This is a genomic window from Myxococcus sp. AM011, assembly GCF_013372595.1.
In the GTDB taxonomy this organism is placed as follows: domain Bacteria; phylum Myxococcota; class Myxococcia; order Myxococcales; family Myxococcaceae; genus Myxococcus; species Myxococcus eversor.
In genome coordinates this window covers 1-18,323 of the sequence record NZ_JABXEM010000105.1, presented here as the reverse complement: position 1 = coordinate 18,323, position 18,323 = coordinate 1, and the positions used below count along the sequence as shown (strand labels likewise).

The 18,323-nt window shown below is 70.7% G+C and carries 14 protein-coding genes and 1 pseudogene; 14 read left to right on the top strand and 1 reads right to left on the bottom strand.

Going from position 1 to position 18,323, the window contains the following annotated elements; translation table 11 throughout:
- The first annotated feature begins 6 nt into the window (after positions 1 to 6).
- The 8 genes from HUW62_RS48875 to HUW62_RS22135 are packed head-to-tail and all read left to right on the top strand — an operon-like array spanning position 7 to position 9,665.
- Complete coding sequence (locus HUW62_RS48875) at positions 7 to 1,956, top strand: FHA domain-containing protein (RefSeq protein WP_255203568.1); 1,950 nt, start codon at positions 7 to 9, stop codon at positions 1,954 to 1,956.
- Positions 1,957 to 1,992: 36 nt separating this feature from the next.
- A complete protein-coding gene (locus HUW62_RS22165) occupies positions 1,993 to 3,732 on the top strand; it encodes an FHA domain-containing protein (RefSeq protein WP_176435544.1) in 1,740 nt (579 codons plus the stop codon).
- Positions 3,729 to 5,456 carry an exodeoxyribonuclease VII large subunit gene (gene xseA / locus HUW62_RS22160; RefSeq protein ID WP_176435543.1) on the top strand — a complete coding sequence of 576 codons (1,728 nt, stop codon included), beginning with the start codon at positions 3,729 to 3,731 and terminating at the stop codon, positions 5,454 to 5,456. Before HUW62_RS22165 ends, xseA begins: the two co-directional genes overlap by 4 nt.
- A 48-nt stretch (positions 5,457 to 5,504) precedes the next feature.
- Positions 5,505 to 5,849 carry an exodeoxyribonuclease VII small subunit gene (gene xseB, locus HUW62_RS22155; RefSeq protein ID WP_163864825.1) on the top strand — a complete coding sequence of 115 codons (345 nt, stop codon included), beginning with the start codon at positions 5,505 to 5,507 and terminating at the stop codon, positions 5,847 to 5,849.
- A 24-nt stretch (positions 5,850 to 5,873) separates the two neighbouring features.
- Complete coding sequence (locus HUW62_RS22150) at positions 5,874 to 6,254, top strand: PleD family two-component system response regulator (protein WP_163864826.1); 381 nt, start codon at positions 5,874 to 5,876, stop codon at positions 6,252 to 6,254.
- Positions 6,255 to 6,283: 29 nt separating this feature from the next.
- Positions 6,284 to 7,177, top strand: coding sequence for a polyprenyl synthetase family protein (locus HUW62_RS22145; RefSeq protein ID WP_176435542.1), 894 nt, complete (start codon positions 6,284 to 6,286; stop codon positions 7,175 to 7,177).
- On the top strand, positions 7,177 to 8,928 hold the full coding sequence (locus HUW62_RS22140; RefSeq protein ID WP_176435541.1) for a 1-deoxy-D-xylulose-5-phosphate synthase: 1,752 nt from the start codon (positions 7,177 to 7,179) through the stop codon (positions 8,926 to 8,928). The genes HUW62_RS22145 and HUW62_RS22140 overlap by 1 nt, the downstream gene beginning before the upstream one ends.
- Positions 8,925 to 9,665: a TlyA family RNA methyltransferase gene (locus HUW62_RS22135; RefSeq protein ID WP_176435540.1), complete on the top strand. Its 741-nt coding sequence runs from the start codon at positions 8,925 to 8,927 to the stop codon at positions 9,663 to 9,665. The genes HUW62_RS22140 and HUW62_RS22135 overlap by 4 nt, the downstream gene beginning before the upstream one ends.
- Before the next feature lie 27 nt (positions 9,666 to 9,692).
- On the opposite strand, the gene HUW62_RS22130 is transcribed toward HUW62_RS22135, so the two are convergent.
- Positions 9,693 to 11,303 (bottom strand): hypothetical protein, encoded by a 1,611-nt coding sequence (locus HUW62_RS22130; RefSeq protein WP_176435539.1) that lies wholly within the window; start codon positions 11,301 to 11,303, stop codon positions 9,693 to 9,695.
- A gap of 543 nt (positions 11,304 to 11,846) precedes the next feature.
- Between HUW62_RS22130 and HUW62_RS22125 the strand changes: the two genes are divergently transcribed.
- The 6 genes and pseudogenes from HUW62_RS22125 to bacP all read left to right on the top strand — a co-directional run.
- Positions 11,847 to 14,342, top strand: coding sequence for an ATP-binding protein (locus HUW62_RS22125; protein ID WP_163864831.1), 2,496 nt, complete (start codon positions 11,847 to 11,849; stop codon positions 14,340 to 14,342).
- Positions 14,343 to 14,385: 43 nt separating this feature from the next.
- Positions 14,386 to 16,266, top strand: a complete 1,881-nt coding sequence (locus tag HUW62_RS22120; RefSeq protein WP_176435538.1) for a tetratricopeptide repeat protein — start codon at positions 14,386 to 14,388, stop codon at positions 16,264 to 16,266.
- Between the two features lie 12 nt (positions 16,267 to 16,278).
- A complete protein-coding gene (locus HUW62_RS22115; RefSeq protein WP_163864833.1) occupies positions 16,279 to 17,118 on the top strand; it encodes an alpha/beta hydrolase in 840 nt (279 codons plus the stop codon).
- 55 nt (positions 17,119 to 17,173) lie between these two features.
- Complete coding sequence (bacN, locus tag HUW62_RS22110; RefSeq protein ID WP_141648417.1) at positions 17,174 to 17,515, top strand: bactofilin BacN; 342 nt, start codon at positions 17,174 to 17,176, stop codon at positions 17,513 to 17,515.
- Between the two features lie 59 nt (positions 17,516 to 17,574).
- Positions 17,575 to 17,898 carry a polymer-forming cytoskeletal protein gene (locus HUW62_RS22105; protein ID WP_002636698.1) on the top strand — a complete coding sequence of 108 codons (324 nt, stop codon included), beginning with the start codon at positions 17,575 to 17,577 and terminating at the stop codon, positions 17,896 to 17,898.
- Positions 17,899 to 17,901: 3 nt separating this feature from the next.
- Positions 17,902 to 18,323 (top strand): annotated as a pseudogene (gene bacP, locus HUW62_RS22100) (bactofilin BacP); the annotation flags it as partial.

The window sequence follows — 18,323 nt, the reverse complement described above, 5'->3', positions numbered from 1 at the left end:
GGTCCTCTGCCGATCCTCCTCTCCATCACCAAGGGGCTCCAGCAGGGCAGGGAGCTCGTCTTCGAGCAGGCCGAGGTGAATATCGGTCGGACGTCGGAGAACGACCTGGTGTTGCATGACCATGGCGTCTCCCGTCTGCATGCCCGAATCATCCTGCGGGGCGGGCAGTACTTCACGCAGGACATGGGCAGCTCCAACGGGACGGCCCTCAACGGGAGCGTGCTGAAGGGCGAGCAGCTCCTGCGGGATGGGGACCGCATCGCCGTGGGCCCGGTGGAGTTCACCTTCCTGTGGGTGCCCCCGGATGGGGACGAGGACGCCACGCGTCCCATCCGCCGCAACCCACAGGCCCCGCCGCCTCCGGGTGGACTGGAGCAACAGTACCTCCCCACGGGCGAGGTGCCGCTCGTCGCGCCCGTGGCGCCGCGTCTGGTGCCAGTGCTGGCCGACGACTTCCCCGCGCTGGCTCCACCGAGCGGAAAGCGCCCGCTCGTCGCGCCCGTGGCGCCACGCCCGGTGCCGGTGCTGGCTGACGACTTCCCCGCGCTGGCCCCGCCGAGCGGAAAGCGCCCGCTCGTCGCGCCCGTGGCGCCGAGCCTTCCGGTCCTGGAGCCCCTGGTGGAGGAGCGCACCGAGGTGGCCCTCACGGCCGATCGCCTCGCGATGCTTCCAGGCCCGCCGGTGATGGAGCCCGCCGAGGAGGAGCGCACCGAGGTGGCCCTGTCCATCCGGGTGCCTCCTGTCGCCACCGCGATGCCTCCGGGGCTCATCGAGCCGTTCGCCGAGGAGCGGGAGGAACGCACGGAGCTGGCGCTGCCCACGCTCGCCGACCTCGGGCTCCTGCTGGAAGAGTCCACCGTCGACGCTGACGCCACCCGGCCGATTCGGACCCGAGCCCCGGGGACCGAGGCGCCGGTGCCAGCCCCCCTGGCGCTCGCGCCGGCCTCCCCGCCGCCGGCGCTCGTATCGGAGACGACGAAAGTCACCTCCGCTCCCGCTCCCACGGGCCCCACCGCGGCGGACCGGGCGCGCAAGCGTCGGGAGCTCGCGGGCACGCGCGCCGGACAGCTCTGGCTGTGGTGGCGCGGATTGCCGCTGGCCCGCAAGCTCCTGACGAGCACCGTGACGCTCTTCATCCTGGGGTTGGCGGGCAGCGCGCTGGCCTTCGTGTTCCTGCCAGGCGGCGTGGCCTCGGGCGGGCAGGGGGTGGAGCCGCTGACCCTGGGCGTCGAGAACGTGCCCGACTCGTTCGGTCTGGGAGAGGGCGTGCGCTGGGAGCACACCGACCAGAAGTCCTTCGACTTCCAGTTCGTCGCTCCCACCCGCGCGGTGGCCCTGCTGCACTACCAGGCCAGCGGCATCTCCAAGGAGGAGGTGTCCCTGTCCCTCAATGGCGTGAATCTCGGCTGGGTCCCCCCGGATACCACCGCCACCGCCGAGCGCGAACTGGAGCACATCCTCCCCGCCAGGACGCTCAAGCGCGGGGAGCTGAACAGCTTCGTCTTCGACAATGTGCGCAACCCCCCCGGGAACGAGACCTGGCGGGTCTGGAACCTGCGGCTGGAGGTCATCCCCGTGCCGGAGCTGCCCCCAGAGCAACTGCTCGCGCAGGCTCGGGATTATGCCTCCACGGGCAGGCGGTTCTTCGACACCAGGGGGGTGGGGGCGGAGAACCTCTTCCGGGCCTGGCAGCAGTTCCGCTTCGCGTGGCTGACCCTGGAGGCCATGGACCCGAAGCCGGACCTGTATCAGGACGTGCGCTACCAGCTCTCCCAGGTCTCCGCCGAGCTGGACCACCAATGTGCCCAGCTCATGCTTGAATTCCACCGGAGTGTGCAGTTCCGGAGCGCGAGGAAGGCTCGGGCGGCGCTGCAAGAAGTGAGCAGACGCTTCCCTACCACCGAGCATCGCTGCCACAATCTGGCCCAGGAAAAGGCGTTCGAGCACGAGCTCTGAGCTGGTGCTCTCTCTTCAGGAAGTCGGTGATTCGCCATGTCTAACGGTTCCCCTCCTGCTCGTCGCAGGCCTCCTTCCGGGACGCCCTCGGGCGGGACAGGAGCTCGCCCCGCTGCCCGCAGGACGTCTCCCGTCTCCGCTGCCCCCGCATCGGCCTCCCCCCGACTCATCTGCGTCGCGGGGCCCAAGTCAGGTGAAGAGTTCTCGCTGGAGGACGGCGAGTACGTCATTGGCCGCGCCGCGGACAACCCCATCTGCATCCCCGACACGTCCGTGTCGCGCAAGCACGTCATGGTGCGCAAGGCGGGTGCGGCGTGGATGGTGAGCGACCTGGGCTCCGGCAACGGAACGCTCGTCAATGGCGAGGCCATTGGCGAGGAGACGCCCCTGGCCAACGGGGACGTCATCACCCTGGGCGACACGGAGCTTCGCTTCGAGGACGTGGTCAACTCCACGATGATGGTGGCCACTCCGTCGCGAGGACGTACGGCAAGCGCGTCCTCCGCGTCCACCAGCCGTGGCTCGTCGCCGGCCCGTCCGCCGCCTCGCGTGGAGGGTGGCCGCGTGCGCAGCGCGCGTTCCTCCGCCATGGCGCCGCCGGACCCCGAGGTCCAGCGCAAGAAGATGCGGCTGAAGCTGCTCGCGGGCGGCGTGGTGGTGGTGCTCTTCGCCGGCCTGGGCATCGCGCGCATGCGCGTGGTGAAGGAGCAGGAGGCGCTGCTCGCCCGGAAGGGCCAGGCGGAATCCGTCCGCAAGGAGCTGAGCACCATCTTCCAGGACGCGAAGAACCTGGTGCGCGAGGGCAAGTGGGTGGAGGCCAAGGCGAAGCTCGAGGAGCTGTCCGCCTCGGCGCCCGACTACCCCGGAGTGAAGGACTATCTCCAGCACGCCGAGCGTGAGATTCCCGTGCAGGGGCGCCTCACGGATGCACGCGCCGCGCTGGCGAAGAACGAGCTGGGCAAGGCCTCCGCCTCGCTGGCCAAGGCGGGTGAGAGCCAGTTCCTCTACGAGCAGGTGAACGCGGCGAAGCGGGAGCTGTCGGAGCTGGCCGACAAGCGCACCCGCGAGGCGCGCACGGCGATGGACACCGGGCAGATCGACTCCGCGAAGGCCATCACCGACGACGTCATCAAGGCCTTCCCGGAGCACCGCGACGCCAAGCTCATCAACGAGCAGGCCGTGCAGGCCATCACCATTCGCGACACGCCCCGCGTGATTCCGACGGGCCCGGCGCCCAAGCCCTGGGAGCCCGCGGTGGAGCGCTTCCGCGACGGAGACATGTCCGGCGCCGTGGCCATCCTCAACGCGTGCATGTCGAAGAATCCGCAGTGCAAGAAGCTGCTCGCGCAGATGTCGGAGTTCAGCACGCTCTACAAGCGCCTGGAGGACCTGGACGCGAAGGGGCTCCAGAAGCTGCTGGCGCTGGACAAGGACATCACCGACGGGCGCACCAGCAAGATGGCGCGCAACGCGGGCACCCGCGCGGCGACCATCTTCTACAAGAGCGCCAGCTCGGCGAAGGCCGCGGGGCAGTGGGCTCGCGCCATGGAGTTCGCGCGGCGCACGCTCCAGGCCGACCCGAGTCATGCGGGCGCGGCGAACATCATCAGCGAGCTGAAGACGAAGGGGCGGGAGCTCTACCTCCTGGCCTACTCCCTGAAGGACGGCAGCCCGGAGGACGCGCTGCCCAAGTTCAAGGACGTGGTGGCCATGACGCTGCCGGATGACGAGTACCACGACAAGGCGAAGTCCTGGGTCGAGAAGCTCTCGCGATGAAGAAGCGCAAGGGCGCGGGCGGCGAGTCACCGCCGCCCGTCACGTTGGGTTTCCAGGGGGACCTGTTCGGTTCCTCTTCCGCATCCGCGTCCTCGGCGGTGCCTCCGTCGGCGCCGCGCGTGGTGGCGATGCCGAGGAAGTCGCCTCCGGTGGACGCTGACGGCACGGGGCTGCTGGGGCCGCTGGATGGCGCCCCCGCCGCGCCGCCCAAGCCCGAGCGCTCGGTGCTCTCCGTGGCGGAGCTGACGCGTCAGCTCAAGCAGACGCTGGAGTCGCGTTTCGCGCGCGTGCTGGTGCGCGGTGAGGTGACGGGCTTTCGCGGCGCCAACGCGCGAGGGCACTGGTACTTCTCGCTGAAGGACTCCGTCGCGTCCATCGACGCCAAGGTGTGGGCGTCGCTCGCGGGGCGGATGCGCTTCGCGCTGCGCGACGGCATGGAGGTGGTGGCCGAGGGCAGTGTCGACCTGTACGAGCCGCAGGGGCGCTACAGCCTCATCGTCACGCGGTTGGAGCCGGTGGGGGAGGGCGCGCTGGCGCTCGCCTTCGAGCAGCTCAAGGCGCGTCTGGCGGCCGAGGGGCTCATCGGTGACCGCCGCGTGCGGCCTCCGCGGCCGTTGCCCTTCCTGCCCCAGCGCATCGGCGTGGTGACGAGCCGCACGGGCGCGGCGCTCCAGGACTTCCTGCGCGTGCTGCACTCGCGCAACCCCCGGTTGAGCGTGCTGCTGGCGGACGCGCGCGTGCAGGGCGAGGGCTCCGCGCCGGAGGTCGCCCGGGCGATTGCGCGGCTTGCGCGCGCCGACGTGGACGTCATCGTGGTGACGCGCGGCGGTGGCTCGGTGGAGGACCTGTGGACGTTCAACGAGGAGGAGGTGGCGCGCGCCATCTTCGCCTCGCCCGTGCCGGTGGTGTCGGCCATCGGCCACGAGATTGACTTCACCATCGCCGACTTCGTGGCGGACTGGCGGGCGGCCACCCCCAGCGCGGCGGCGGAGCGGCTGGCCCCCGTGCTCGCGGACCTGGAGCTGTCGCTCGCGACGCAGGCGGGGCGGCTGCGGCGGGCCATGGAGCGCCGGGTGCTGGAGCTTCGCGAGCGCCAGGGACAGCTCGCCTCCCGTCTGGATGACCCGAGGCGGGCGCTCAACCACCAGCGACTGCACCTGTCCGAGCAGGTGGAGGCGATGATGCGCGTGCTGCGGCCCGCCGTGCGCGAGCAACGCGAGTCGCTGCGGGCCTTGACGGAGCGCCTGCAGCGGGCGCGTCCCCAGGCCCGGTTGGGTGAGCAGCGCGCGCATCTGCTGAAGCTGGCCCGGCGACTGTCGGAGGCGGCGCGCGCGGGGGTGGCGACAAGGCAGGCGACGCTGGCGACGGCGCGGCTCGGGTTGGAGCGGGCCTCGCCGACGGCGCTCGTCTCCCGCGAGCATGCCCGCCTGGCGGCGCACCAGGCGCGGCTGCGGGCGCTCCAGCAGGGGACGCTGGCGGATGCGCAGCGGCGTTTCCAGACTCTGGAGGGTCGACTGGACGCGATGAGCCCGCTGAAGGTGATGTCGCGCGGCTATTCGGTGGTGTTCCGTCAACGCGACGGTGGGGTGGTGCGTTCCGCGGCGGACGTCGAGGTGGGAGAGCGCCTGGGCATCAAACTCGCGGCGAACGGGGCGAAGACGCTGGGCGGATGTGAAGAAGTCGAAGCCACTGTCACGTTGGTGAAAGGGCCGGTGGACTGCTAACGGGCCACCCTCTAGAGTCCCGCGCCCCGAACGGGGAGGTGGAAGGCTGTGGCGAAGGCGGACAAGGCGTCCAAGGCGGACAAGGCGGCGGAGGGCGAGGTTCCTGGCCAGTACGGGGACGTCGTGTCCCGGCTCGAGGAGACGGTGGGCCGGCTGGAGAGCGGCAATCTGTCACTGGAGGATTCGCTCAAGGCGTTCGAGGAAGGCATCCGGCTGGTACGCCGGGGTGAGAAGCTGCTGACGGAAGCGGAGCAGCGCATCGAACAACTGCTCCAGGATGAGGACGGCAACGACGTGGTGGCACCGCTGTCGGTGTCAGCTCGTCCCGCCGCCCAGGCGGCTCCCCGGGCGCCCGCACCCCGGCCTCCTCCCGAGGATGACGTCCCGTTCTAGGTCGTGCGGGACGCGCACACCGGCATGTCGAAGCCGAAAATCACCATCGTCGACGATGACCGCGACACGCGGGAGCTGCTCGCCGCGGCCCTCGAGGACGAGGGTTTCGAGGTGACGCTCGCGGCCAACGGCCTGCGGCTCATCGCCTCGCTGCAACTCCACCGTCCCCAGGCCATCCTCCTGGACGTCAACATGTCCTGGATTGATGGCTTCGAGCTGTGCAAGGCGGTGAAGAAGAACGAGCACTTCCGGGACATCCCCATCATCTTCATCAGCGGGCGGGGAGACTCCGAGGACAAGCGGCGCGGTCGCGAGGTCGGCGCCGCGGACTATTTCGTCAAGCCCCTGGACACGGACAAGCTCGTCCGGCGCATTCGTGAGCTGGTGCCTCCGCCCGCTCCCTAGTATCTCACCGGCGCAAGGAGCACCGACCCATGGCCCACTTCGACCTGGATACGTTCCTGCGCACCCAGCACGCGCGGGTGGAATCGCTGTTGCTCGAGCGCGTGGAGCGGCTCGCTTCTTCTGGCGCGCCGCCTCGGCTGGTGGAGGCCATGCGCTACTCGCTGCTCGCGGGAGGCAAGCGCCTGCGGCCCGTGTTGTGCCTAACCTTCGCGGACACGGTGGCGCGCGCTTCGCTGATATCTCCCCTGTCCGGTGACGCGGCGTGCGCCCTCGAATACGTCCACACGTACTCGCTGGTGCATGACGACCTGCCGGCCATGGACGACGACGACTTCCGTCGCGGAAAGCCCACCAACCACAAGGTGTACGGCGAGGCGATGGCCATCCTCTCCGGCGACGCGCTGCTGACGGAGGCCTTCGCGATGCTCGCGGACGGGCCGGAGCCCGTGCGGGGCGCGCTGTGCCGGGAGCTGGCGATGGCCTCGGGGGCCGTGGGCATGGTGGGGGGGCAGGTGCTGGACACCGCCGAGGACCGTCCCGCCGTCCTGGACTACCTGGTGCGGCTGCACCGGATGAAGACGGGGGCGCTCATCCGCGCGGCGTGTCGCATGGGCACGCTGGCCGGTGGCGGGGATGCGGAGGCGCTCGTCCGCGCGCAGCTCTACGGGGACGCGGTGGGGCTGGCCTTCCAGATAGCGGACGACGTGCTGGATGTGACGGCCACGCAGGAGCAGCTCGGCAAGCCGGCGGGCGCGGACGCGGAGGCCGGGCGCCATACGTTCCCCGCCGTGGTAGGGCTGGAGGCCTCTCGCCGCATGGCGGAGGAGCAGGTGGCCCTGGCGGTGGAGGCGGTGCGCCCGCTCGAGGGTGAGGATGGTCCGCTGGCGGCGCTCGCGCGCTATGTGGTGGAGCGGAAGTCCTGATGCCGAGGTTGCTGGAACGCATCGCCTCACCGACAGACATGCGGGCGCTTCCCGAAGCGGAGCTGCCACGGCTCTGCGAGGAGCTCCGCGAGGACATCATCTCCATCTGCGGGAGGGTGGGCGGCCACCTGGGCGCCTCCCTGGGCGCGGTGGAGCTCATCGTCGCGCTGCACCGAGTCTTCCACTCGCCCACCGACGCCCTCCTCTTCGACGTGGGCCACCAGACGTACGCGCACAAGCTGCTCACCGGGCGGCGCGAGCAGATGCACACGCTGCGGCAGGCCGGCGGCGTGGCGCCCTTCCTGGACCCGCGTGAGAGTCCGCATGACGCGCTGCTGGCGGGGCACTCGTGCACGGCCGTGTCGGCGGCGCTGGGGCTGCTGGAGGGCCGCAGGATGATGGGCCACCGGGGCCACGTGGTGGCGGTGCTCGGGGATGGAGGCCTCACCGGAGGTCTGACTTTCGAGGGCCTCAACAACGCGGGAGGCAGTCACCTGCCGCTCGTCGTGGTGCTCAACGACAACCAGATGTCCATCAGCGCCAACGTGGGCGCGATTCCCTCGCTGTTGCGCACCCGAGGCGCTCGCGACTTCTTCCAGGGACTGGGCTTCACCTACCTCGGACCGGTGGATGGGCATGACCTGGGCGCGCTGATGCATGCGCTTCGAGAGGCCCGCGCGTCGTCCCGTCCGGTGGTGGTCCACGCGCTCACGCTCAAGGGCAAGGGCTTCCCTCCCGCGGAGGCGGACGCGCAGACGCGCGGCCATGCGATGGGCCCGTACGAGTGGCGCGACGGCAAGCTGGTGCGCTCGCGCGGCGGCCACCGCACGTACAGCGAGGCGCTCGCCTTTGCTCTCGAGGAGGCGATGGAGCGGGACTCGCGCGTCGTGGCGGTGACGCCGGCGATGCTGGAGGGCTCCGCGCTCAATGCCCTCAAGGCGCGCTTCCCGGACCGCGTCCATGACGTGGGCATCGCCGAACAACACGCCGTCACCTTCTGCGCGGGGCTCGCCGCCGCGGGTGCTCGTCCCGTGTGCTGCATCTACTCCACGTTCCTGCAGCGCGCGTACGACCAGATCATCCACGACGTGTGTCTGCCGGGCCTGCCCGTCGTCTTCGCGGTGGACCGCGCGGGACTGGTGGGCGCGGATGGCGCCACGCACCAGGGAACCTATGACGTGGCGTCGCTGCGTCCGCTCCCGGGGCTCGCGTTGTGGGCGCCCGTGGTGGGGGAGGACTTCGGCCCCATGCTCGCCACCGCGCTTCAGGCGCCGCATCCCTCCGTGCTCCGCTTCCCCCGGGGCACGCTTCCCGCGTTGCCGCCCGAGGTCCGGGTGGAGGACGCGCCGGTGCGGGGAGCCCGGTGGCTCGTGCGCGCCGAGCGCCCGGAGTTGACGTTGGTGACGCTGGGTCCACTGGGGCTGGCCGCGCTGGAGGCCGCGAGGCACGAGCCTCGTTGGAGCGTGCTCGACGCGCGGGGCCTCTCGCCACTGGACGAGGTGGCGCTGCTGGAGGCCGCCTCCCACGGCCCCGTCGTCGTGGCGGAGGAGGGGACGGCGCGAGGGGGCCTGGGCAGCGCGGTGCTGGAGCTCTACGCGGAGCGCGGTGTCGCCGCGCGGGTGCGGGTGCTGGGCATGCCGGACGCCTTCGTTCCCCATGGAGACGCGCGGGTGCAGCGCGCGGAGCTCGGGCTGGACGCGGCGGGCCTCCGGCGGGCCGCGCTGGCGCTGCTGGGGAGGAGCGAACCGTGAAGCCTCGCAAGGAGCGGGTGGACGTGCTGGTGGTGGAGCGTGGACTGGCCGAGTCGCGCACCAAGGCCCAGGCGCTCATCCTCGCCGGGCTGGTGGTGGTGGATGACCAGCGCGTGGACAAGCCCGGCTCCCTGATTCCCGTGGAGGCCGAGCTGCGCCTCAAGGGCGAGGTGCTGCCGTACGTCTCTCGCGGGGGACTGAAGCTGAAGGGGGCCATCGACCACTTCAAGCTCGACGTGCGAGGCAAGGTGGCCGCCGACATCGGCGCGAGCACGGGAGGCTTCACCGACTGCCTGCTCCAGCATGGCGCGGTGCGGGTCCACGCCATCGACGTGGGGTACGGCCAGCTCCACGAGAAGCTCCGGAAGGATGACCGGGTGCGCTCGCGTGAGCGCGTCAACGCGCGCTACCTGACGGACGAGGACCTGCCGGAGAAGGTGGGCGTCATCGTCATCGACGTGAGCTTCATCTCGCTCACCCAGGTGCTGCCCTCCGTGCTGCGCTTCCTGGAGCCGGGCGGGCTGCTGGCCGCGCTGGTGAAGCCCCAGTTCGAGGTGGGGCCAGACCGGGTGGGCAAGGGGGGCGTCGTGCGGGACGCCGTCGCGCGCCAGGATGCCATCGACACCGTGACGGCCTTCGTGCGCGAGCAGGGCCTCACCGTGCGCGGATTGATGGACTCCCCCGTGCCGGGGCCCGCTGGCAACGTCGAAGCGCTCCTCGTCGCCGAGCGGCCCTGAGTCCGCCCGGCGCGAGTTCGAAGGCCGCTACGGCCGGGCGCTGCGATACTGCGACGACGGCTGGAGCTGGAGCAGCTTGAGCCCCGTGCGCATCCAGAGCCGGTTCGTGTCGTCGAAGGCGGCGCCCATGGAGACGGGCACCTGGTAGCGGAACAGCTCCCGGCCCTCGGCCACGCTGCCCGCTGTCTGGTCCACGCCCACCAGCTCCACCGGCAGCGTCACCGTCTGTCCCTGGGCTTCGGGCCCGTTGAGGAAGAACAGGTCCGTCGAAGGGGCGGGCGCCGGCAGCAGGTACTTCACGTGGAGCGCGCCGTTGGCGTCCACCGAGCGGTTCTCCCGGTTGCGGATGACGCCCGTGGCGTTGTCCAGCAGCCACACGCGCTGGGTCGTCGCGGCGGCGACGCGGTTGCCGTTGGCGTAGGTGGAGATCTGCGTCACCTGGCCGGTGAGCACGTCCGTGGCCCACCTCGATGCGCCGCCGTTGCAGCCCGGCAGGTTCGAGATGCACGCGATGACCTGCGACTTGTTCTCGGGCAGGGCGAAGCCCAGGTACAGGATGCTGCCATCCGGGCTGAAAGAGCCCACCGGAAGCGGTGTGGCGGCGTTGGCGTTGAGGATCTCCTTGACCACGACCTCCGAGATTCGCGTCCCGTTCGCCGCGTTCGTTTCGGCATCCAGCTCCTCGACGACGACGTCCGCGCGGTTCCCGCTGTAGGCGATATGGCTGGCGACCAGCACCTTGCCGGTGCCCGTCACCAGGAGCTGGCCGATGGGGTCGTTGACGGAGATGTCCCGCTTGTAGGCCCACCGGGTGACGCCGATACCCAGGCCGTCCGTGGTGGCGTGGGAGACGCGTTGGATGATGCCCGTCCGGGTGCGGATGATGGCGTCACCATTGGGCATCACGGACAAGTCGTTGACCGCGACGTCGATGGGCGTGCGCGACGAAACCTTGAAGTCGTCGGCGAGGGCGAACGCGCCGTAGCCCGGCGTCCAGACCCACCGCTTGCGAGAGGTCGGGTTGCGCGGGGTGATGACCGTGGACGCATTGCAGACGGTGGGGGACTGGAGCACGGTGGCCCCTCCACCCGCCGAGTTGTGGCGGTACATCGTCTCCAGGCCGCCCGTGGTCGTCTTGGCGCAGCTCAGGAACGTCATCTGGCTGCCGGTGCCGTCGATGGCCAGCGGGGTGGAATAGACTTGGAGGCCCTGGGGATCATCCACCGCCCGGGCCACGGGGAAGAACGTGGCGGGCTGGGGCAGGGAGGTGTTCTTCCGCCCGTCATCGCACACCACCTCCGCGGTGAGCGACAGGCTGGCGGCGATTCCCACCAGCGGGTTGGCGTAGGGGATATCGGCGGCCAGCAGCTCCACCGTGGTCGCCCCGCTCGCGTACGGGAACGCCTTCAGGAAGGTGGTCCGGTCGTACACGTTCAGCGTGGCGACCTTCTCACAGCCGGACACGTTGACGATGAGCGGGAGGGCCGTCCCCGCGAGGTTCCCCTCGGGGACCGTCAGGTTGACCTGGGGGGGATCCGGCGTGGGCGGCGGTGGGTCATTGCCGCAAGCGGTGGCCAGGCCGGAGACGAGTACGAGGGCGGTGCGCCATGCACGCCGAGTCACGGAGGGGTGGAGCATGGCGCCGCACTCTATCTCGCTCGCACCATTCCCGGCATCATCCCCCTCCGAAACGCCCCCGGAACCCCCGTCCGCGTCGATTGCCGCCCTTGACGGGCTCGTGACGTGATAGCGGCCGGGTGTCCGTGCGCGGAGGTCAGGTAAATCCGCGAAGCCAGGGCAACACGGAACCGGGTGGGAGCAAGCGATGACGGCCGGCAGGATGCTTGAATGGACGGCGCCCGACCGGGCGACCGGTGCTCGTGCGCGGTGGGCCTGGGAAGGTTCTGCCGCCTGCGCTGTTTTGCGCGCCCATTTCCCCCGGCGCCCGCCCGGAGCACCTTCGCCGTGCCTGCGGGAAAGCCACGATGGGCATGACGCCTCCGCGGTACCACTCACAGTTACCGCCGTCTCCGGATGTGCGCCGCTCTGGCCCACGGACGTGATCAGCGGCATGATCGGGATCCGAACCATGAACCCTTACGCACTCAACGGGTTTTTGCAGCCTCCCCATCGAGTCCCGGTCCGGGATTCGTCGGCGCGAGGTTCACTGTGAGAGTCGAGATGCAGGCGGATCAGCGTGGACGCGTTCTGGTGGTGGCCGGGAAGGAGTCCGGCGACGCCTTGATGGAGCGGCTGACCGCGAGCGGCTACCACTGCGCGTCGACCGAGCGGGAGAGCGGGCTGGCCGAGGTGGCGGACGCGCTGCAGCCGGAGGTCGTCCTGCTGTCGGTGACGGCGAAGCGCGCGGCGGAGCTGCTGGAGTCCCTGCGTCGGGTGGAGCGCCTCCAGCGGTTGCCGGTGCTGGTGGACCTGGGCCGCAGCCGGTCCGCGGAGGCCTTCAAGCGCCTGGCGGTGGACGACTGGATTCGCGGCGCGGATGAAGTCGTACCCCGGCTGGAGGCCGCGCTGCGGGCGGGCCGGCTGCGAGACAGGGAGGAGCGCGTCCGCCTGCGCATGGGGATGCTGCTGGAGATCACCCAGGCGGCCACCAGCTCGCTGGAGCTGGAGGAGATCCTCCGCATCGCCGTGGACAAGGTGGGGCGTGTCACCGGGACGGACCGGTGCTCGGTGGTGCTGGTGGAGGGAAGCCATGCCCGCACGGGCAGGGTGGTGGCGACGCAGGAGGACCCGAGCCTCGTGCAACTGGACATCGAGGTGGCGCGCTATCCGGAGCTGCGCCGCGCCCTGGAGACGCGGGAGCCGGTGCTCATCGAGGAGGCGCAGCGGGATCCGCTGATGGCGGAGGTTCGCACGTCGCTCGTGCCGCTGGGCGTGAAGTCCATCCTGGTGCAGCCGCTCATCTGTCAGGACGACCTGTTGGGCGCGCTGTTCTTACGCGTCTCGCGCATGGACGCGTCCTTCGGGCGCGACGAGCAGGAGTTCACCCAGGCCGTGGCCGGCGTGCTGGCCAACTCCATCCGCAACGCGCGGCTCCACACCGCGGTGAAGAAGAAGCGCGAAGACCTGGAGATGGCCTACGTGGAGCGCTACCACGAGCTGCTCGAGGCCAACCGCCGGCTCAAGGAACTCAACCGCCTCAAGGATGAGATCATCGCGGTGGTGAGCCACGACCTGCGAGCCCCGCTCCAGGTGCTGCTGGGCCATGGCCGGCTCCTCCTGGAGGGACCGCTGGAGTCCCAGCAGAAGCAGTCCGCCGAGGCGATGATTCGCCAGGGCAAGAAGATCCTCGGCCTCGTCGAATCGCTGCTGGAGAAGGGCAAGGGCGAGGCGGCGCGGCTGTCCATCGAACCGCGCGTGCTGGACGTGGCGCAGCTGTGCCGCGACGCCGTCAACGAGCTGGAGATTCTGGCCGCCGAGCGCGGCGTGTCGTTGCGCGCGGACTGCCCCGACAGCCTGATGCTCATCGGCGACGAGGTGAAGCTGCACGAGGTGCTGCAGAACCTCATCACCAACGCCATCCACCATGCGCGGGACGCGGGCGAAGTCGTGGTGTCCACCCGCCGCCTGGGTCGTCCGGACGGTGACGCGGCCAAGGTCTGCGTGCAGGACGACGGCGTCGGCATCCCCCAGGACGAGCTGCACCTGGTGTTCGACCGCTACCGGCACGGTGGCAAGGGCACGGGGCTGGGGCTCGCCATCTGCAAGGAGTTCGTGGAGCTGCACGGCGGGGAGATCTGGGCGGAGAGCCCGCCGGAGCATGGCTGCCTCTTCGTCTTCACGCTGCCGCTCGCGCAGGAGGCGCCGCGCAATCCGCGTCCGCCCGTCGCGGCGACCAACGTGCACGAGCAGCCGCGCGTCCTGGTGGTGGAGGACGAGCCGGAGATCGCCGCCGTGCTGTCGGAGGTGCTGCGCTCGAAGTACCGCGTGGAGGTGGCGCGCGACGGCGCGGAGGGCCTGGCCCGGGCGCGTGCCCAGCGGCCGGACCTGATTGTCATGGACGTCTTCCTGCCCAAGTTGGACGGCCTGGACGCGGCCATGGCGCTGAAGTCGTCGTCCGACACGGCGCACATCCCCGTCATCCTGCTGTCCGCGCACCAGGGCGTCGCGGAGAAGGTCCGCGCGCTCAACCTGGGCGCCGTGGACTACATGAGCAAGCCGTTCAACGCGGTGGAGCTGCTCAACCGCACGGACCGCGCGCTCAAGCTGCGTCAGGGTGAGCGTGAGAACCAGGAAGGCTCGTCGCTCCAGCGTCGCACGGGAAGCGACCCGGCCACGGGCCTGCATGACCGGCGTGGCCTGCTGATGCGGCTGGAGCAGGAGCTGGCGCGCAGCCGACGCTACCACCGGGCCCTGAGCCTGGCGGTGCTCCGGCCGGACCGTCCGGTGGATCCGGTGCCCGCCAACATCGCGGACGTCATTCGCAAGCGGGTGCGTCACCCGGATGCCATCTCCCACCTGGGCGGAGGCGTCTTCGTCGTCGTCCTGCCCGAGTGCAACGCGGAGGCGGCGCGCAACGTCATCGGCCGGCTGATGCCGGATGTGGAGAAGGCGACGGACACCGAGTACCGCTCGGCGGTGGCGGACGTGAGCCAGGACAGCGACCCGGTGGAGAAGCTGCTGGAGAAGCTGGGCGCGCCGCCCCCCGCGGCGAGCTGAGGCACCTGCACGCGGGCCGGGGCCGCGCTAGACTTCGTCTCGCGTGAGCCCCTCTCGCCTCCTCGCCGTCGTGCTGCTTGTCGCCCTGTGGGGGCCCGGAGCCCTCGCGGCGGCCCCTCCGTCCAAGCGCCCGCGCGTGGACCGCGAGGCGATGCGCGAGGCCATGGACGACGCGGCGGCCTCGGACGAGGGGGCGTTCTCCTCGTCCGCGAGCTACTCCCAGTACCTGCGCTCGCGGCTGCTGCACCATGCGGGGGACCATCGCGGCGCCGTGGACGCGCTGCGGCTGGCCCTGGCCACCGATGACGGCCACCCGCTGCTGCTTACCCGGCTGGCGGAGGAGTACGCCCGGCTGGGGGACTTGGACAAGGCGGAGCAGGAGCTGCGCCGCGCGGTGGAGCGCTCCTCCGCGTACTACCCGGCCCACGTCCTGCTGGGCCGCGTGCTGCTGGAGTCGGGCCGCTTCACCCGAGCGCGCCTGCACCTGCGCCGGGCCATCGCCCTCAAGCCCCGCGAGCCAGAGGCCTACCTCGTCCTCGCGCAGCTCTACATGGAGTCCGGCGCCTCGGGCGAGGCGGTGAAGGTGGTGGAGTCCCTCGCGCGGGCGCTGCCGGGCGAGGCCTCGGGCTATCGACGTCTGGGGCTGGCCCTGGCCGAGCGCGGTGACACGCACCGGGCCGAGCGCCTGCTGACGGAGGCCGCCTCGAGGGACCCCGGTGACGTGGAGGTGCTGGGCACGCTGGCGAAGCTCTACGAAGAGACGGGGCGGCCCGGGCGCGCGGAGGAGACGCTGGCCCGGGCCCTGGAGCGCGAGCCGGACAGCCAGGAGGTGTTGATGGCCGCGGGCCGCTCGGCGCTGAAGGCGGGCTCCGTGGTGCGGGCCCGGGCCTACTTCGACCGGCTCCTGTCGCTCTCCGGCGAGCCCGAGACGGCGGTGCGGGTGGCCTTCAGCTACCTGGCCGAGCGCGAACCCTCGGCCGCCGTGGAGGTGCTGGAGTCCGCCCGCGCGGCCAGCGGCGACGAGCCCCGGCTGGCCTACTACGCGGGCCTGGTGCACGAGCGGCTGCGGCGCTTCGCCGAAGCGGCGGAGGCCTTCGAGGGAGTGCCCGAGAGCTCCGACGTCTTCGCCGATGCCCGCGTGCGCCGCGCCCGGTGCCTGTCGCTCGCGGGGCAGCACCCCCGGGCCCTCGCGCTCTTGCGCGCCGCGCTCCAGGAGGCTCCGTCGGACCTGGAGGTCCGTGCCCAGTACGCCCGCGCGCTGGAGCGCAGCGGGGCGTCCGCGCGAGCCGAGTCCGTGCTGAAGGAGGGGTTGGCGCGGGGCTCCTCCGCCGCGCTGTATGACGCGCTCGCCGGCACGCTCCAGCGCCAGAACCGGGGCGCGGAGGCCCTGGCCCTGCTTCGCGAGGCCGTGACGCGCGCGCCGAAGGACCAGGCCCTCTTGTACGTGCAGGGCGCCGCCTTCGAGCGCCAGGGGGACCTGGTCGGGGCGCAGGCGCGCATGCGGGCCGTGCTGGAAGTCGAACCGGACCATGCCGCCGCCCTCAACTTCCTGGGCTACCTGCTGGCGCAGACGGGCCGGGACTTGGACGAGGCGGAGCGGCTGGTGCTCCGCGCGCTGGAGCTGCGTCCCGACAACGGCGCCTTCCTGGATTCCCTGGGCTGGGTCTACTTCCGGCGGGGGGACTACCCGCGCGCGGTGGAGGCGCTGGAGCGCGCGTCGTCGCTGGCGCCGGACGAGCCGGTCATCCTCGAGCACCTGGGGGACGCCTACCAGCGCGCGGCTCGGAGCGCGGATGCCGCGGGTGCATGGCGCCGGGCGCTGGAGGTGTTGTCGTTGGACCCCGAGTCCGCCGAGCCCCCCGGGCAGCGGGAGGCGCTGGAGCGCAAGCTCAAGGCGCTATCCATGGGTGCGGCGGGCCGCTAAGTTGCTGGGCCTATGGCTCGCCACGACGAGGGCTATTTCACTGGCCGGGATGGAACGCGGCTGTTCTGGAAGACGCACCTTCCGGACGCGGAGCCGCGAGCGCATGTCGCGGTGGTGCACGGCTATGGCGACCACTTCGGCCGCTATCAGTACGTGACGGACGCGCTGCTGGCGGACGGCTTCGCGGTGCACGGCTTCGACTACCGGGGCCACGGCCGCGCCGAGGGCCGGCGCGCGTACAGCGAGAAGTGGCAGTACTACGTGGACGACCTGGAGGTCTTCTGGGAGCGGGTGCGCGCTGCCGCCGGTGGCAAGAAGACCTTCGCGCTCGGCCACAGCCACGGCGGGCTGATGGCGGCGCACTGGGCCGGTGGCCGCAAGGTGGAGGGCCTGTCCGGGCTGGTGATGTCAGGCCCCTACTTCAAGCTGGCGTTGACTCCGCCCGCCGTGAAGGTGATGGCGGCACGCGCGGTGGGTTCACTGGTGCCTTGGCTGGGCTTGTCGTCGGGACTGAAGGTCGAGCAGCTCACCGCGGACCCGGAGGTGCAGCGCGCCACCCGGGAGGACCCGCTCTACCTGACCATCGCCACGCCTCGCTGGTTCATTGAATCCACCCAGGCCCAGGCGGAGGCGATGCTCTTGGCGCCGAAGATTCAAGTCCCGCTGTTCGTGCTCTGCGGAGCGGACGACGGGGTGGCGGCGCCGGCGGCGGCGCGGGAGTTCTTCGAGACGGCGGGCTCGGCGGACAAGAAGTTCAAGGAGTACCCCGGCATGCGGCACGAGCCGCTCAACGAGGTGGGGCGCGCCGAGGTGTTCCGGGATATCTCCGGCTGGATCTCCGCGCATCTCTGACATAATCAAAGCGCTCGGCTCCTCGGAAGGAGCGGGCTCTGGGTGAGGTCACCGCATGGCAACGGGTGAAACGGGCATCATCGGTAAGGGCATCGTCATCAAGGGGAACCTCACGGGCGGAGGGGACCTTGTCATCGAAGGACGGGTGGAGGGGCAGATTGCCCTGAAGAACCACCTCACCATCGAGAGCACCGGCAAGGTGCAGGCGGACATCCGCGCCGAGGAGTTGACCATCAACGGCGAGGCGAGCGGCAACATCGACGCCTCGACTCGAGTGGCCATCAACGCTTCGGCCAAGGTGGCCGGCGACATCAAGGCGCCTCGCATCGTCATCGAGGATGGCGCCGTGTTCAACGGCTCCATCGAGATGGACGTCCGGCTGCCAGACGACATCTGAAGCTCACGCCGCGGCGCTGACGGCGCGGCACACACCTTTCTAGAGGGCGGACAACACTCATGGCGAATACGGTCATTGGTTCGAGCATCGTCATCGACGGAGAGATTTCCGGCGACGAGGACCTGGTCATCCAGGGCACCGTGAAGGGGAAGATCTCCCTCAAGGAAAGCCTCTACGTCGAGGGAAGTGGCGTCGTCGAGGCGGACATCGAGACGCAGAACGTGGAGATCGCCGGCCGGGTGACGGGCAACATCGTCGCCAGCGACAAGGTCGAGCTGAAGACGGACTGCCGCGTGGTGGGCGACATCAAGGCGCCCCGCATCCTCATCGCCGATGGTGCCTCCTTCAAGGGCAACGTCGACATGGACATGAAGGAGCGCTGATTCGTGGCCACCCCGAAGGAGTTGAGCGGTAGCAACGACGTCAACAACACCGTGGTGGGGCCTTCCATCCTCATCAGCGGTCGGTTGACGGGCGATGAGGACCTCACCGTCCGGGGCCGCGTGGAGGGCGAGCTGACGCTCAGCCGTACCCTCATCGTCGAGCCGTCGGGCGTGGTGAAGGCGAACGTGGCGGTGCGCAACGCCATCGTCAGCGGCGTGGTGGTGGGCAACATCAACGCCACGGAGAGCGTGGAGCTGACCCGTGAGGGTCGCATGGTGGGCGACATCCACGCCCCTCGCGTCATCATCGTGGACGGCGCCAGCTTCCGCGGCCGTGTCGACATGGGTGACGTGGAGCCCGGCCGCCTGCCGTCGCAGCGCCCCGTGGTGGCCCGTCCGGCCGCCCCGGTGACGCGTCCGTCCAC

Excerpts from the sequence above, each read along its gene's own strand:
- bacN (WP_141648417.1), top strand. The coding sequence starts at position 17,174 with ATGGCAACGGGTGAAACGGGCATCATCGGTAAGGGCATCGTCATCAAG.
- HUW62_RS22125 (WP_163864831.1), top strand. The coding sequence starts at position 11,847 with ATGCAGGCGGATCAGCGTGGACGCGTTCTGGTGGTGGCCGGGAAGGAG.
- HUW62_RS22140 (WP_176435541.1), top strand. The coding sequence starts at position 7,177 with ATGCCGAGGTTGCTGGAACGCATCGCCTCACCGACAGACATGCGGGCG.
- HUW62_RS22115 (WP_163864833.1), top strand. The coding sequence starts at position 16,279 with ATGGCTCGCCACGACGAGGGCTATTTCACTGGCCGGGATGGAACGCGG.
- HUW62_RS22105 (WP_002636698.1), top strand. The coding sequence starts at position 17,575 with ATGGCGAATACGGTCATTGGTTCGAGCATCGTCATCGACGGAGAGATT.
- HUW62_RS22165 (WP_176435544.1), top strand. The coding sequence starts at position 1,993 with ATGTCTAACGGTTCCCCTCCTGCTCGTCGCAGGCCTCCTTCCGGGACG.
- xseA (WP_176435543.1), top strand. The coding sequence starts at position 3,729 with ATGAAGAAGCGCAAGGGCGCGGGCGGCGAGTCACCGCCGCCCGTCACG.
- HUW62_RS22145 (WP_176435542.1), top strand. The coding sequence starts at position 6,284 with ATGGCCCACTTCGACCTGGATACGTTCCTGCGCACCCAGCACGCGCGG.
- HUW62_RS22130 (WP_176435539.1), bottom strand. The coding sequence starts at position 11,303 with ATGCTCCACCCCTCCGTGACTCGGCGTGCATGGCGCACCGCCCTCGTA.
- HUW62_RS22150 (WP_163864826.1), top strand. The coding sequence starts at position 5,874 with ATGTCGAAGCCGAAAATCACCATCGTCGACGATGACCGCGACACGCGG.